Here is a 16304-nt window from a genome sequence, read left to right as displayed (position 1 = left end):
AGATTAGACTTCAGAACTACATGAGGGGTGCGCGTCGTTCCCGCATCCGTCCCACAACTGAACATTGGATGCCCGCCAACTGTCGGACGATATCCCTTCAAGGATGCACGGTGCAGCCAAAAGAGGTATATCCAGTCGTTAGACGGGATATACCTCTTTATAGTCAGCAACTTGCGTACGCTTAGAAGCCCGAGGGACGTTCCTTCGCTACATTAAAGGTCGCCTCAAGCGCCATCCCCACCTCGCCCAAAGTGCCTTCATCGAAGAGCCTTCCAATCAACGTGATGCCATGAGGAACCCTGCGGGGAGGAGAAAACTTCGCCAGCGGACGCGCTGGATCAGGAGCCCAGTCGCTCCGTGCCTCAGATACCTCCACGAACCCAGCCCTCAACGTCAGTGACGGATGCCCGGTCGCGTTGGTGATGTTGAGAATGTCGTCGCGCAGCGAAGGCACCAGAAGCACGTCGACCTCCGACATCACTCTGCCCATCTCCATCGCCACCTTGCGGCGCAGCCGGTCGGCCTGGACGAAGTCGACCGCAGAGAGAAACCGCGACTGCCGGAAGAGGTTCGGCCACGCGTCGGGCACCTGCATCTTCAGCGAATCGATCTCGCGGTCAAGCGTGATCTCCTCAAAGGCTGCTGCCGCTTCGGCAAACAGGATGACATTGAGTGACGCGTAAGGCCAGTCCGGCAGCGACACCGGCACCGCTGTCATGCCGAGCTTCTTCACCATCTCCAGCGCCGCTCGATCGACCTCCGTGGCCGGTGCTTCCTTCATCCACGCGGGGATATAGCCGACGCGAAGGCCCTTGACGTCTGCGTGGGCATCGAACGCCAACTTCGACGGCACGCAGGAAACATCGTGGACGTCCGGGCCGGTAATAGCCTGAAGCACCAGCAGCGAGTCTTCAACTCCCCGGGTCATCGGGCCCAGCTTGTCCAGCGACCAGCACAGCGTCATCGCGCCGGTGCGCGGAACCCGTCCAAAGGTGGGCCGAAGCCCGGTCAGGCCGCAGCGCATGCTGGGCGAGACGATGCTCCCTCCGGTCTCGCTACCGATAGAGAAGCCCACCAGCCCAGCCGCAGTCGCCGATCCCGGCCCTGCGCTCGAGCCCGACGATCCTTCTTCCAACAGCCACGGATTCAGCGTCTCCCCGCCGAACCAGATATCGTTCAGCGCCAACGCTCCCATGCTCAGCTTGGCGACGAGAACCGCTCCCGACGCATGAAGGCGCTCGACCACGGTCGCATCTGCTGATGGGATGCGGTTGCGAAAGGGCTCCGCACCGTAGGTTGTATGGATGCCCGCGGTGTCAAGCAGATCTTTCGATCCCCATGGAATGCCATGCAGCGGCCCGCGGTAGTGTCCTGCGGCGATCTCGGCATCGGCCTGCTTCGCCTGCGCCAGCGCAAGCTCCTCTGTCAAAGTGATCACGCAGTGCAGCGTCGAGTCGAACTTCTTCAGGCGAGCCAGGTAGATCGTGGTCAACCTCTCCGAAGTAAGTTTGCGAGTCTCGATCCACTGCGAAAGCTGGGTGACCTGGGCGAAGGCGATGTCTTCGTCTTTCGACGGCAGTGGCCCGGCATCCATTCGACTGGTTACGAACCGATTTGTGGCCGGCCCCGGTTCTGTTCCCGGCAACGCGCAATCCCAGCGCGACCACGGCGCGACCGAAGACTCAATGGCAACCTTCTTCGGCCCGGTTCGGCGCTCATAGACCGGTGCCAGCGAGTTTCGCCAGTTTCCCGCCGCCTGCGCCCGCTCGCTCTCGGTTAAAGAGACAGCCACCAGCCTCTCCGCCTCAAGAAAAGTCGCTGGCGATACCTCCGGCCCAACTGCGGGCGCAGTCCCAAACGCCGGTGGCGCTCCGGCCGGAGCAGCCGGGACCGTGGCGGGAGGACTCTGTGCGGCGCTCGTGGGACCGTCTGCCATCGCAACTCCAAGCACCCCCAGCGCCCCGGCGGCGAGAAACTGCCGTCTGGAGCGCGCTGAAGGATCTATCTTTCTCTCATCTTTCGACATAAATCTTTCTCCGGATTCTAGCTGCCAGGCATCTAAAGAGAAGCGTAAACTTATCTGCCTCAGCTGCATCCATAACATTTAGCAATCTTTACGGACGGGAGCGGAGTTGCAGTGGACGTTCAAAATCACTGCGTCCTTTCGTCCGGGATGAATCGTCCATAATGGAGCTGGGCGCAGAATTCGCACTCAGGATTGCGCCTGAACTTTTGACCGCTCGCGACCATCGCCCTGCCGTCACACCTGCAACGAGATAAGGAAAGACATTTGCCTGCCGATCCGATTGAATCCCACCCGACACCTCATGTAGGTCTCGACCACCAGTTACCTGCTCCAAAGCCCCGCAGCCATGGCGTGCGTATCCTTGTCTGGCTGATCATCCTGTTGATCTTTGGCGTCGCCTTCTACCTTGTCTGGACCCGGCAAAGCGCGCCCAAGGCGGCTGGCGGCGGTCGCGGAGCTGGAGCCGGCGGCCCAGTGACGCTGACCTCGGCCACAGCCCAGAAGGGTGACATCGGCGTCTACCTCGACGCCATCGGTACCGTCACCCCGGTCTATACGGCATCGATCACCAGCCAGGTGGCCGGCCAGATCGTTGCGGTCCACTACCGCGAGGGCCAGCTCGTTCACAAGGGCGAGCCGCTCATCGATATCGACGACCGCAGCTATCGCGCCACGCTGCTGCAGGCCCAGGGCACCCTCGAGAAGGACCAGAACATCCTCGGCCAGGCGAAGATGGATCTTCAGCGCTATCAGGCGGCGTGGTCCCGCAACGCCATCGCGAAGCAGATCCTCGACGACCAGGAAAAGCTCGTCCTTCAGGACGAAGGCACCGTGAAGAACGACCAGGGCCTCGTCCAGTATGACGAAGTCCAGGTCGGCTACTGTCACATCACGTCGCCTATCACCGGCAAGGTCGGTCTGCGCCTGGTCGACCCCGGCAACGTCGTGCAGGCGAACGGAACCACGGCACTCGTCGTCGTCACCCAGATGCAGCCCATCACGGTGGTCTTCACCATCCCCGAAGACAGCCTCGGACAAGTCCAGTCTCGTCTGGTCAAGGGCGCGAAGCTGCCAGTCGACGCCTTCGATCGCACCAGCATCACCAAACTTGAAAGCGGAAGCCTGCTCACGCTCGACAATCAGATCGACACTACGACTGGCACCGTTAAGGGCCGCGCGCTCTACGCAAACAGCAAGTCAACCCTCTTCCCCAACCAGTTCGTGAACACCCGCCTGCTGGTGAACACGCTGCACGACGCTACGCTGGTTCCTTCATCGGCGATCCAGCACAATGGCACCACCTCCTTCGTCTATGTCATCCAGTCTGACGCCAAGGGCGAAAAGGCCCAGGAGAAGGAGGTCAAGACGCTCGTCTCTGACGGCAACACGACTGCCGTGCAGGGAATCAATCCCGGCGACGTTCTGGCCAACAGCAGCTTCGACAAGCTAGCTCCTGGGGCGACCGTCAAGATCTCCACCAAGCCGGTTCCGTCCGCTGCAACTAGTGGGAGTACGGCTCCTTGAGTCCATCGCGTCCGTTTATTCTGCGTCCGGTCGCGACCTCGCTCTTGATGGCCGCGATCCTTCTGGTGGGCATCGTTGCCTATACCCAGCTGCCCGTCTCGGCTCTGCCGCAGGTGGACTATCCCACCATTCAGGTCCTCACCTTCTATCCGGGCGCCAGCCCCGACGTCGTGGCCACCACGGTGACCGCCCCGCTTGAGCGTCAACTGGGACAGCTCCAGGGACTAAGCCAGATGACCTCCACCAGCTCCGGTGGAACTTCGGTCGTCGTCCTCCAGTTCAACCTGAGCCTCGACATCGACATCGCTGAGGAAGAGGTGCAGTCGGCCATCAACGCCGCGCAGAGCTTCCTGCCTGCGAACCTTCCCTCGCCTCCGACCTACAGCAAGACGAACCCAGCCGACGCTCCCGTCCTGACCCTTGCCGTCACCTCGAAGACGATTCCGCTCTCGACGGTAGAGGACCTCGTCGACACGCGCCTCGCTCCGAAGATCTCTCAGGTCAAGGACGTTGGACTTGTCAGCATCAGCGGAGGCCAGAAGCCCGCTGTCCGCATCCAGGCGAACCCGACAGCGCTCTCGTCCTATGGCATCGACCTCGAAAGCCTGCGCACCGCGATCACTCAAAACAGCGTCAACGCTGCCAAAGGTAACTTCGACGGTCCGCGCCAGGACTACCAGATCGACGCCAACGACCAGTTGGTCACCAGCAAGGACTACCAGGGGCTTGTCGTCGCCTTCCGCAACGGCGCGCCTGTCTACCTGACCGATGTCGCTCAAGTCGTCGACGGCATCGAGAACAACAACCAGGCCGCATGGATGGGCCAGAGCTCCGACGGCAGTCTGCCTCCAGCGGTGATCGTCAACGTCCAGCGGCAGCCCGGCGGCAACACCATCGAAGTCGTCAAGAACATCAAGGCACTGCTGCCTCAACTCAAGGCGAACCTGCCTGCGGGCATCGACGTCACCACGCTGACCGACCTTACGACTCCGATTCAGGCCTCGGTCGATGACGTCGAGTTCGAGCTCGTTCTGACCATCGGCCTCGTCATCCTGGTCATCTTCCTCTTCCTGCGCAACCTCTGGGCGACCATTATCCCGGCTGTCGCGGTCCCGCTGTCGCTCATCGGCACACTGGCCGCGATGTACGCCCTCGGGTACTCGCTCGACAACCTGTCGCTCATGGCTCTCACCATCTCTACCGGCTTCGTTGTCGACGACGCCATCGTGATGGTCGAGAACATCTCGCGCTACATCGAAGAGGGCGAGCCGCCCATGCAGGCGGCTCTCAAGGGCGCTGAACAGATCGGCTTCACCATTCTCTCGCTGACCGTCTCGCTCATCGCCGTACTGATCCCGCTGCTCTTCATGGGCGATGTCGTCGGCCGGCTCTTCCGCGAGTTCGCCGTCACCCTCGCCGTCACCATCATCATCTCCGCCGTCGTCTCGCTCACGCTTACGCCGATGATGGCCTCGCGCATCCTGAAGCACGATCCAAAGGCCCAGGAAGGCTGGTTCTATCGCAAGTCGGAGGCCGTCTTTGTCGGCATGATCGACTTCTACGGCCGCACCCTGAAGACGGTGCTCGAATACCAGGGCCTGACCCTGATCGTCGCTGTCCTCACCCTGCTGCTGACCGTCTTCCTGTACATCATCATCCCAAAGGGCTTCTTCCCGGTGCAGGATACGGGCGTGATCCAGGGCATCTCACAGGCTCCGCCAGCCATCGCCGGCAAAGCCATGGCCGAAAAACAGCAGGAACTCGCCAGGGTCATCCTCAAAGATCCTGCGGTCCAGAGTCTCTCGTCCTTCATCGGCGCAGACGGCACCAACACCACGACCAACAGTGGTCGCATGTCCATCAACCTCAAGCCGCTTGAAGATCGCGACCGCAGCGCGGCGGACGTCATCCGCCGCCTGCAAAAGAAACTTGCCAACGTCGAAGGCATTCAGCTCTTCATGCAGCCGGTGCAGAACATCTCGGTCGACGACCGCGTCAGCCGCACGCAGTATCAGTACACCCTCGAAGATCCCGACCAGGCCGAGCTCAATCTCTGGACCAACCGGTTCATCGCGGAGCTCAAGAAGCAGCCCGAACTCGAAGATGTCGCCAGCGATCAGCAGCCTGGCGGCCTCGCCGTGAAGCTTGTCATCGATCGCGGTACGGCATCACGTCTCGGCATCGCTCCCACCACCATCGACAACACGCTCTACGATGCCTTCGGGCAGCGCCAGATCAACACCATGTACACGCAGTTGAACCAGTACCACGTGGTGCTGGAGAGTATGCCGCAGTTCCAGGTTGATCCCGACAAGCTCAACCACATCTACATCCAGGCCAACGCCGCCTCGGGCACCTCGGGTGCGGGCGCGGCGGCCTCGTTCTCAGCTTCGGGTTCAACCTCCGCCGGCTCGAACGCTCTCACAGGAACCCTCCTGTTCACGCCAAGCTCGGCGTCGTTCACGCCTCCCGCGAATGCTTTGAAGGCCACGACAAGCACCGCAACCACCAGCGGCTCGAGCTCAGCGGGCTCGACCAGCTCCACCATGAGCAACGCCGTTCCGCTCAGTGCGTTCTCGCACTTCGAGACCACCACGTCGCCACTCTCCATCACACACCAGGGACAGTTCCCCGCGATCACCGTCTCCTTCAACCTCGCCCCGAACGCATCGCTCAGTAGTGCCATCGATAAGGTCGACAAGATCCAGAAAGACCTCAACATGCCGGCCAGCGTGCAGGCAGACTTCCAGGGCACGGCGGCCAGCTTTCGCAACTCGCTCTCGAACGAGCCCATCCTGATCCTCGCCGCGCTGGTCACCGTCTACATCGTCCTCGGCGTCCTCTACGAGAGCTTCATTCATCCCATCACCATTCTCTCGACGCTGCCCTCCGCCGGTGTGGGTGCGTTCCTTTCGCTCATCCTCTTCAAGCAGGACCTCAGCGTCGTCGCCATCATCGGCATCGTGCTGCTGATCGGTATCGTCAAGAAGAACGGCATCATGATGGTCGACTTCGCGCTCGAGGCAGAGCGCGAACATGGCAAGTCCGCGACGGAAGCCATCTACGAGGCCTGCCTGCTCCGCTTCCGCCCCATTATGATGACGACGATGGCCGCGCTGCTCGGCGGCCTTCCACTGGCCTTCGGCCACGGCATCGGCTCGGAGCTTCGCCGTCCCCTCGGCATCGCGATGGTCGGCGGACTGCTCGTCAGCCAGGTGCTGACGCTCTACACCACCCCGGTCATCTACATCTTCTTCGATAACCTCGCAGGCCGATTCTCGAAGCGCTCCAAAGGAAATCCGACGGGCAATGAGCCTCAGCATGCGACCCACGCCGAGGCTGAGGCGGGCGTATGAATATCTCCGAGCCCTTCGTCCGTCGGCCGGTAGCGACCACGCTGCTTACGATCGCAGTAGCCATCGCCGGGGCGATTGCCTTCAACTTCCTCCCGGTCGCTCCGCTGCCGCAGGTCGACTTTCCAACCATCAACGTGAACGCCGGCCTGCCCGGAGCCAGCGCGGAGATCATGGCGTCCTCGGTCGCCACGCCGCTCGAACGCCAGCTCGGACATATCGCCGGCGTCACCGAGATGACCTCCTCGAGCGGTCTCGGATCTACAAACATCACCATCCAGTTCGACCTCTCGCGCGACATCGACGGCGCAGCCCGTGACGTTGAAGCTGCCATCAGCGCGGCGCGCGCCTATCTGCCGGCTAACCTTCCCGGCAACCCCACCTATCGCAAGGTCAATCCCGCCGATTCGCCCATCATGATCCTCGCGTTGACCTCCGACAAGTACGGTCCGGACAAGGTCTACGACGAAGCGTCGACGGTCATCGTGCAGAAGCTCTCGCAGATCCAGGGTGTGGGCCAGGTCAGCGCCGGCGGCGGAACGCTGCCCTCCGTCCGCGTCGAGGTCAATCCCAACAAGCTCGCGAGCTATGGTCTGGCACTGTCGAACATCCAGTCCGTCCTCAGTCTCCAAAACTCCAACCTCGCCAAGGGCCAGATCACCGATGGCCAGACGACGATGGACATCCTCGCCAACGACCAGATCTCGCATGCTGAAGAATATAAGCCGATCGTCGTCGGCTATAGCAACGGCGCTGCCATCCGTCTTGAAGATGTCGCCGACGTCATCGACTCTGTCCAGAACACCCGCACCGCCGGATACTTCGATGGCAAGCGCGCTGTGGTGATGCCCATCCTGCGCCAGCCCGGCGCAAACATCATCGACACCGTTGAGCGCATCTACGCCGCTCTTCCCGCGCTCAAGGCCTCCATCCCCAATGGCATTGAGATGGATGTCATGATGGACCGCACCACCACCATCAGGGCGTCGGTCTTCGACGTTGAAAAGACCCTCGTCATCTCGATCCTGCTGGTCATCCTCGTGGTGTTCCTGTTCCTTCGCAACGGTCGCGCTACATTGATTCCCGCTGTAGCCGTCCCGGTCTCGCTCATCGGCACCTTCGCGGTGATGTACCTGCTCGGCTTCTCGCTCGACAATCTCTCGCTGATGGCCCTCACCATCTCCACCGGCTTTGTGGTCGATGACGCCATTGTCGTCATGGAGAACATCACCCGACACCTCGAAGACGGCATGTCGCCCATGCAGGCCACCTTGAAGGGCGCGCAGGAGATCGGCTTCACCGTCCTCTCCATCAGCATCTCGCTCATCGCTGTCTTCATCCCTCTGCTGCTGATGGGCGGCATCGTCGGACGCCTCTTCCGCGAGTTCGCAGTCACGCTATCGACCGCCATCCTCGTCTCGATGGTCATCTCGCTCACCACTACACCGATGATGTGCGCGTACCTGCTCAAAGACGAGAAGCACGTCTCGCACGGCCGCCTCTACAGGCTCAGCGAGGGGTTCTTCGACTGGATACTCTCCATCTATCGCCGCAGCCTGCATTGGGTCCTTGAGAACCCAATCCTCATTCTCACGGTGTGGATGCTCACGGTCGCATTCAACGTCGTCCTCGTAAAGAAGTCGCCAACCGGCTTCTTTCCGCAGCAGGATAACGGCCTCATCTTCGGCGGTATCCAGGGCCCGCAGGACTCCTCATTTCCCGCCACGCGCGACTCCCTTCTTCAAATCATCGATACGATTCGCAAAGATCCCGCTGTGAAACACGCCATCGGCTTCACGGGTGGTGGCGGCCCTACCAATACCGGCTTTATCTTCGCGTCGCTCAAGCCCATCGGAAAGGGCCCGGGCACGCGTCAGATCACGTCCTCCGAGGTCATTGGCCGGATCCGTCCTAACCTCAATCGACTCCCCGTCGCGTCTTCGTTCATGCAGGCTGGCCAGGATATCCGCATCGGTGGTCGTAGCGGAAACGCCCAGTACCAGTACACCATTCAGGCGGAGAACGTCTCCGATCTTAATGTCTGGGCCCCGAAGATCCAGGCCGAGATGAAGAAGCTCCCCGGCTTCGCGGACATCAACTCCGACCAGCAGAATGGCGGTCTGCAGGAGCTCGTCACCTATGACCGCTCCACAGCGGCCCGTCTCGGCCTGACCGCGCAGTCGCTCGACTCCGGCCTCTACTCTGCCTTCGGCCAGTCTGAGGTCTCGCTCATCTACACTCAGCTCAATCAGTATTACGTCGTCATGGAAGTCGCGCCTGAGTACCTGGAGAGCCCCGAGGGTCTCAAGAACATTTACTTTCATGGTGGTACCAGCTCCAGCAAGACTGCGACAGGAAACACGCCGCTCTACTCTCTAGCAAAGTCGAAGTCTGGCACCACGCCGCTCAGTATCAACCACACCGGCCTCTTCCCCTCAGTGACGGTGTCGTTTAACCTCAATCCAGGCGTCTCCCTGTCGCAGGCCACCGAAGAGATCGCCGAGATGAAGATAAAGATTGGTACACCGACCAGCGTCCATGGCGTCTTCGCGGGTACGGCCCTCGCCTACCAGCAGTCCCTCAGTACCGAAGGAATTCTGATCGTCACCGCTCTGCTGGCGGTTTTTATCGTGCTTGGCATTCTCTACGAGAGCCTCGTGCATCCCATCACCATCATCTCGACGATCCCCTCGGCCAGCGTCGGCGCGATGCTGGCACTTCTGATCTTTAAGATCGACCTCAACGTCATCTCCATCATCGGCATCGTTCTCCTCATCGGCATCGTGAAGAAGAACGCCATCATGATGATCGACTTCGCGCTGCAGGCCGAACGCGACGGTCTTAGCACGGAAGACTCGATCTTCCAGGCCTGCATGCTGCGCTTCCGCCCCATTCTGATGACCACGATGGCCGCGCTCTTCGGCGCTCTTCCATTGGCCTTCGGCACCGGCACCGGCTCGGAGCTGCGCCGCCCGCTCGGCATCACCATCGTCGGAGGATTGATCGTCAGCCAGTTGCTCACGCTCTACACCACGCCTGTTATCTATCTGGAACTCGATCGCCTTCGCCTCTGGGTAGGAAAGCGCTTCCACCGCAAGGACACATCCCTCGCAGGAGGTCAGCTTGCGAACCATGCAGAATAACTTCCACGAATCGAATGCAAATATGACCCTCTCTCTTCGTCCCGCCGCAACCGTATTCTCCGTCGCTCTGCTTTGTTTGATCTCCGGCTGCCGTGTCGGGCCTAAGTACAACGTTCCGCCCACCGCTGCGCAGACCGCACCACCCGCTTATCGCGAGCTTCCGGGCGCAACCAATCCCGCTCCTGCCGTCATCAAGGCCGACATCAACTCCACCAACCCGCAGGTCGTTCCCGCGCCCGCCTACGATACTTGGAAGGTCGCTGAACCGCAGGACGCGATGCTTCGCGGCAAGTGGTGGGAGATCTACAACGATCCCGAGTTGAACGCGCTCGAAGACCGCCTTAACATCGACAACCAGAACATCAAGCAGTACTTCGAAAACTTCATGGTCGCCCGCGCCCTCATCGCGGAGGCGCGTTCGCAACTCTACCCCACACTGGGCACCGCGCCCGCCTATACCCGCACCCGGTCATCCTCGAACTTGACGAACTCCTCCACTACAACCGGAACAGGAGCGGGCACCGGGACAAGCACTGGCACGGGAACAGGAACCACCGGCTCAACCGTCACCACCACGACCGGACGCGAGAGTTCTCTCGGCAGTCTGCCTCTCTCTCTCACCTGGGAGCCTGATCTCTGGGGCAAGATCCGTAACCAGATCCGCAGCGACCAGTACAGCGCCCAGGTCTCCGCCGCTGACCTCGAAAACGAACGTCTCACTGAGCAGGCATCGCTTGCCCAATATTTCTTCGAACTACGCGGGCAGGACGCCCTGGCGAAGCTCTATGCCGACACCGTCGCCGCCGACCAGAACGCGCTTGACATCGCGCAAAGCCGCGCCGAGACCGGAGTCGACAACCAGATCTCCGTCGTCGAAGCACAGAACACGCTCCAGAACGCGCAAGCCACGGCCATCGGCATCGGCACAGCCCGAGCCCAGTACGAACACGCCATCGCAGTCCTGATCGGCGCGAATCCGTCGAGCTTCACCATCCCAGTCAAGCCCTCCATCGTGCCCCCGCCAGCCGTCCCCGTCGGCGTGCCGTCGCAGTTGCTGGAACGCCGCCCGGACATCGCCGCCGCCGAGCGCACCATGGCCTCGTCGAACGCGCAGATCGGCGTCGCCACCGCGGCCTACTATCCCTCGCTCACTCTCAGCGCGACCGGCGGCTTTGAGAGCTCCAGCTTCAAGCATCTCTTCGACATCTCCAGCCGCTTCTGGTCCATCGGGCCTAGCGTCTCCGAGACGATCTACGACGGCGGCCTCCGCCGCGCCACGGTCAACCAGTACATCGGCACCTATAACGCGAACGTCGCGACCTATCGCCAGACCGTGCTCACAGCCTTCCAGCAGGTCGAAGATGCGCTCTCGAACCTGCGCATCGGCTCGAACCAGATCGCCCAGCAGATGCAGGCGCAGGTCACGGCCGAGCAGTACGTCCAGCTCGCGCTTGACCGCTACAAACTCGGCCTCGATCCCTACTCGAACGTGGTCATCGCACAGACCACCCTGCTCACCGATCAGCAGACCGTGACCCAGTTGCAGATCCAGCAGATGACTTACTCGGTCAACCTCATCCAGGCCCTTGGCGGAGGGTGGGACCGCACTCAGCTCCCAACCCCCGCGCAGGTAAGCCAGAAACTCACCAAGCCCGACACGACGATTCAGCAGTAGCGCTACTTCTGCTCGCCTTCCTTCTTGACGGAGCGGATAAGATCATCGAGGTCGCCGATCTTATCCGTCAGCAGGTGCAGCCGGCTCGACACCGCCTGGATCTCCGTCTCCGCCCGCAGGTTCACCTCGTAATCCAGCTCGCTGCGAACACGGTCCTTAGAGTCCTGCCGGTTTTGGCTCATCATGATCACTGGAGCCTGGATCGCGGCGAGCATCGACAGGAAGAGGTTCAGCAGGATGAACGGATACGGGTCCCACGCCTTGCCCCTGAGGTACACATTGATCGCTGTGTAGGCGCTCAGGACGACGCCGAAGGTGATGATGAAGGTCCACGATCCGCCGAACTGCGCCACCTTGTCCGCGATCCGCTCGCCGAAGGTCTCCTCCTCGTCGATCAACTCGTTCGCATTCCGGCTCGCGCGCAGTCGCACCAGCTCCTGGGTCGCGTGGAACTGCCGTCCGATCACGGTAAGCAGGTCCATCCCCGCCATCGGCTTCTTCTGCAGCAGCACTGAGATGTCGTTGCGATCGATCTCGACGCACTCGACTTCGGTCATCGCCATGGCATTCGTTTGGTGCGGCGTCTCCTCAAGCATCGACGCAAACCCGAAGAACTCACCATGTCCAACCTGGTGCAGTAGAACTTCCTGGTGGTCGCTGTCGACCGTACTCACGTGGACGTTCCCTGACATCACCACAAAAGCGTTCTTGCCGATATCGCCGATCTTGTAGATGCGCTGCCGGGCCGCAAACTTCTTCACCTCGACCTGCGCCGCAAGGATGGCAAGTTCGTCTTCATCGAGCAGGGAAAAGAGCGGAATATCTTTCAATTCTTGCGGAAGGCAGGGCATTTGCGTGACCTCATCTATCTAAGTGGTGGTTGCTGGCCGTCCCATTGTAGAGAACCCGGTTCTATCTCGCGTGAAACTTGGCATCCGCGGGACGGTTCAAGCGATCGGCGGAACGAAGGTTCGCGTCCAGATGATCGGCGCGACCTCGATTCCAAAGCCCGGTGCCAGTTCCACCAGGTGCTCCGTCCCTCCCGGCCCATCGCCCACCTTGCCGTCCCAGAGCGCAAGCAGCGTCCGTCGCGGAGCCAGCCGCAGCGTTTCATCGACCATCCAGAGGTTTGTCCTCTGCCAGATGTTCAACTTCGCCCCTCCGGTCAGAGACTCGGGCAGCTTGACTGAGTCGTCGAGAACCGCAATCGCCCCCGGCTCCAGCCTTGTGAGCAACGCGCGGAATCGCCTCACCCATTCGTTACCCGCCGGAGCCACCGAAGCCGCGATGTACTCTTCTACCGGAAGCGCCAGCCGGAGCAGCGTAGGGAATCCGAAGGCACCGCAGACCTCGTGAAAGAGGATATCGCCGCCGCTCGCACCTCCGGCAATCCCCACTACCTTTTCCTGCCTCGTGAGCAGCGCAGCCACCGATTCTTCAAGGGCAGCTCTCGCCGCCGCCTCGGCGCGTGCCGGAAACCTCTCCGTCTCCCGCACCGGCGCGTCGATCATATGCCCGGTAAACAGCACAGCATGCTCGAAGATCCCGTACTCCAGCGGCGAACTCAATGCGACTTCCTCGTATGCGCTGGACGCTGCGGGTCCGGCGGTGGTTCAGATGTCTTCCGGGTTACGCGTAAGAAGGTCAGCAGGCGGTCGATCTCGCGGTCCATCGCACCTTTCTCGTCCTGGTCAGACTCTCTATGAATGTCCTCAAGTTCGTCGCGCGCCTCCGTCAGTTCACCGGCGATCCAGTGAGCCTTCGCCTTGGCGAACTTGAACGTCCTCTCCAGCCTCGCGATGTTCTCCGTACTCAGGTTCGACGCCCGGATCTTCTCGTTTGCGATGTTTGCCAGGCTGATCATCCGCGCCGTCTCGCGTGTCTCAGCCAGCGAGTCGAAGAGGATGCCCAGCGCCTTCCCCCAGCCGGTCCAGTTGACACACTCTTCCATCCGGTTCGCGGCCCGCAGCGCGTGGTCGATCGCCTTGGTATGTTCGCCCTCCGTCAACGAGATCCGCGCCGCGGTCGTCTCGGAGTACGCAAGCTGAAGCCGCATCCCGCGGAATGCCTGGATGGCCATCGCGCGCTTCATCAACTCTGTCGCATCCCTCACCCGGCTCTTCCTCTCGGAGAGCAGATCGGCCAGGTCGCGCAGCACTGCCGAAAGCGCAAAGTACCAGCGCGAGTCATGCCGGGTGCCGTCGCTCGAGTCGTCGCAGGACTCCAGATTGGCAAGAGCCAGCCGGTAAAACGCCTCGGCCGTGCTCGGCTGGCCCTGCTCCTGCAGAAGATAGCCAAGCTCATGCTTCGCCCGCGCTTCCTCTCTGGGCGAGCTGGCTGCCACCGGCTGGTTCATCGCCAGTCGATAAAAGTCCTCCGGTTTGCGAAGCAGCTCGAACTCCTCCCGCCGCGTCTCCGCGCAGTCGCCGGTCAGAAACCGGCTGCCGGTTGCCAGCAGGTCGGGGATGCTGAGAGTGTTGGAATCGTCGCGACTGTAAAGGTTTCCCATCAACAGCAGCCACTCCTGGAAGCTGTCGATCCGCTGCAGGTACTCCTTCGCAATCCCAGGCTGGGCACCGCGCACCCCGGCATAGTAGGCGGCGGAAAGAGTCTCGTCGGAGACCTTCGCGCCCGGCGTATCGGCAGGCAGTTTCGCGCTCAGTTCACGCGCTTCGTCCAGCCGGTTTTCATCGACCAGTCCGGGAATCGTCTCTTCCGGGGCCGGCCCCAGAAGTAACAAAAAGGTCAGCGAAGGGCTTGGCACCACGACCTTCAGGAACTCCATGTGCCGTCGCTGGCAGTTCGTCCAGACGATCAGCGGAGAACCGAAGTTGCTTATCCGTTTGAAGAACCACACCAGCTTCTCCGCCGCGTTGGCGTTCAGCGGAGCGGCCCTCAACAGATCGAGTTCGGAGAGAATATCGCGGGTGACGGGATTCTCTCCGCCATCCAGGCGGATCACGTTGCCGCGCCATCCTCCGAAGACATCGATAGGGAGCTTTGCGTTAGGCTCAGCCAGCGCCACCGGCGCGTCCGTCAGCTTCCAGGAACCCGGCTGCATCTTGCAGACCTCGTGCTCCACGGCTGCCCACTCGTCAATCTCCGCGTCCGCGTCGCCCGTTGTCGGTGTTGAGGCAGAAGCGACGTCTCCATCCGTGGGAGGGGAGTCATCGCTGGAAGAGCTTGCACTGTCCGGCGAACCAGCGTCATCGCTGGTCTCCTCGGAATCGTCTCCTGAAACATCGGCAGCGGAGCTTGCGGAGGCGACCGCGTTCAGCGCCGAGCCGTACGAGCTTGCTGCCTGCGGTGCCGAATCGCCGTATCCGCCCGTCATGGGAGGTGGTGGCCCATAGGAGATGGAGCCGGCTGCCGGCTGCGCAGGACCTACCTCCGAACTCGGGGCCGGGGCAGAGCTCCACTGCGACTGCGGCACCCGTGGCCCATTCAACGGCAGCGCGCTCAGGTCGAGCGGGCTGCGCAGATACACCGTCATGGACGCCCAGCAGGCGTTCTGAAACCCCTCATTGAACTTGGCGCAGCGCGCATGGACCAGTGCCGTCTCGGGGTCGCGGCTCGCCGCCGGGCCGAATACCTCGCTGTAGAAGCTCTGGGTAAGGCTCGCCGCATCGAGCACATGCAGCTCCGCTTGAAACGAGAGCACCATCGCCGCTCCGTCGCGGTGCAGCCAGAGCGCGGGAGAGTCGCCCCAGGAGTTCGCTGCTCCGGAAAAACAGCTCCACAGCATCGCCATCCGGGGCTGCCCATACAGCTGCGCAAAGCGCGTCGAGCTCACTCCGCCTACCTGGTGGGTCACATCATCGCCGTGGGCCTCGACGTGCAGAATATCCGGGCCCGCGGTCGTGGAAACTCCATCGCCTGTATCGCTCCCGCCTGACTTCGTGTTCAAAATATCGACGACACCCGATTGCGTCAGAAGCTGCGTCAAGGCGTTGGCGGTCGCGCCCGACGTGCCGATCCCCTCGACCCGGGTCAGCGTAAGCCGCGACTTCGTCATCGTCTGCGAGTCGGAGAAGTCGTCCCATGACTGCACGATCGACAGGTCGTGCGACGCCAGCAGCTTGCCATCACCATCGCAAATCGCGCCCCAGGGCAGCAGGTGAAGTTCCGTCCGTTGGGTTTGAATCACCAGCCGCCGCGCCACCGCGCCGCTCTCGGAGCCCGCGGCAAGAAACGCGGCCATCTCTTTGTTCAGCCCGGAGAGCGCCGTGAACAGCGCTGTCCCCAGGTCCTGGATGAACATCGCATTGCGAAACGCAAGGTCATCCGCTGCCGGATCGTTCACGCTGGGCCGCACCGTGTTGCAGCTGCTCAGCTTGTTGCGGAACTCCCGCCACTGGTCGTCGTTGATCGGCGAACGGAAGTAGCCTGCCGGTGAGTCCTTGCCCTCGATCGTCACGAACACGCCATACGCCCGGTCAGTGGTCAGCGGCAGGCTCTGCCCCGAATCTCCGCTGGGCAACACCAGCCGGACAATTGCGGTCTTGCGGTAATGCGACATGCAGACACGCTACCATACCGTTCGACCTCATCCGCTTGAACCGCGCAGCCCGGAACCTGTCCAT

8 protein-coding genes are annotated in these 16304 nt (G+C 61.8%); 4 read left to right on the top strand and 4 right to left on the bottom strand.

Going from position 1 to position 16304, the window contains the following annotated elements; translation table 11 throughout:
• Positions 1 to 181: 181 nt before the first annotated feature.
• A complete protein-coding gene (locus OHL18_RS01300) occupies positions 182 to 1936 on the bottom strand; it encodes an amidase (protein WP_263373029.1) in 1755 nt (584 codons plus the stop codon).
• A gap of 354 nt (positions 1937 to 2290) precedes the next feature.
• Here OHL18_RS01300 and OHL18_RS01295 point away from each other — a divergent pair, with 354 nt between their 5' ends.
• The 4 genes from OHL18_RS01295 to OHL18_RS01280 are packed head-to-tail and all read left to right on the top strand — an operon-like array spanning position 2291 to position 11721.
• Entirely contained in the window at positions 2291 to 3550 is a 1260-nt protein-coding gene (locus OHL18_RS01295) for an efflux RND transporter periplasmic adaptor subunit (protein ID WP_263373028.1), read from the top strand.
• A complete protein-coding gene (locus OHL18_RS01290; RefSeq protein ID WP_263373027.1) occupies positions 3547 to 6906 on the top strand; it encodes an efflux RND transporter permease subunit in 3360 nt (1119 codons plus the stop codon). The genes OHL18_RS01295 and OHL18_RS01290 overlap by 4 nt, the downstream gene beginning before the upstream one ends.
• Complete coding sequence (locus OHL18_RS01285) at positions 6903 to 10046, top strand: efflux RND transporter permease subunit (RefSeq protein WP_263373026.1); 3144 nt, start codon at positions 6903 to 6905, stop codon at positions 10044 to 10046. The genes OHL18_RS01290 and OHL18_RS01285 overlap by 4 nt, the downstream gene beginning before the upstream one ends.
• Positions 10036 to 11721 carry an efflux transporter outer membrane subunit gene (locus tag OHL18_RS01280; RefSeq protein ID WP_263374566.1) on the top strand — a complete coding sequence of 562 codons (1686 nt, stop codon included), beginning with the start codon at positions 10036 to 10038 and terminating at the stop codon, positions 11719 to 11721. The genes OHL18_RS01285 and OHL18_RS01280 overlap by 11 nt, the downstream gene beginning before the upstream one ends.
• 2 nt (positions 11722 to 11723) lie before the next feature.
• Here OHL18_RS01280 and OHL18_RS01275 read toward each other — a convergent pair whose 3' ends face one another.
• From OHL18_RS01275 to OHL18_RS01265, 3 genes are all read right to left on the bottom strand, one after another.
• Positions 11724 to 12572, bottom strand: coding sequence for a DUF1003 domain-containing protein (locus OHL18_RS01275; protein ID WP_263373025.1), 849 nt, complete (start codon positions 12570 to 12572; stop codon positions 11724 to 11726).
• Between the two features lie 96 nt (positions 12573 to 12668).
• Positions 12669 to 13289 carry a hypothetical protein gene (locus OHL18_RS01270; RefSeq protein ID WP_263373024.1) on the bottom strand — a complete coding sequence of 207 codons (621 nt, stop codon included), beginning with the start codon at positions 13287 to 13289 and terminating at the stop codon, positions 12669 to 12671.
• Positions 13286 to 16240 (bottom strand): coiled-coil domain-containing protein, encoded by a 2955-nt coding sequence (locus OHL18_RS01265; protein WP_263373023.1) that lies wholly within the window; start codon positions 16238 to 16240, stop codon positions 13286 to 13288. Before OHL18_RS01265 ends, OHL18_RS01270 begins: the two co-directional genes overlap by 4 nt.
• Positions 16241 to 16304: the final 64 nt, after the last annotated feature.

It is taken from the genome of Granulicella aggregans, from assembly GCF_025685565.1.
Classification (GTDB): domain Bacteria; phylum Acidobacteriota; class Terriglobia; order Terriglobales; family Acidobacteriaceae; genus Edaphobacter; species Edaphobacter aggregans_B.
This window is presented reverse-complemented; position numbering and strand designations above follow the sequence as displayed.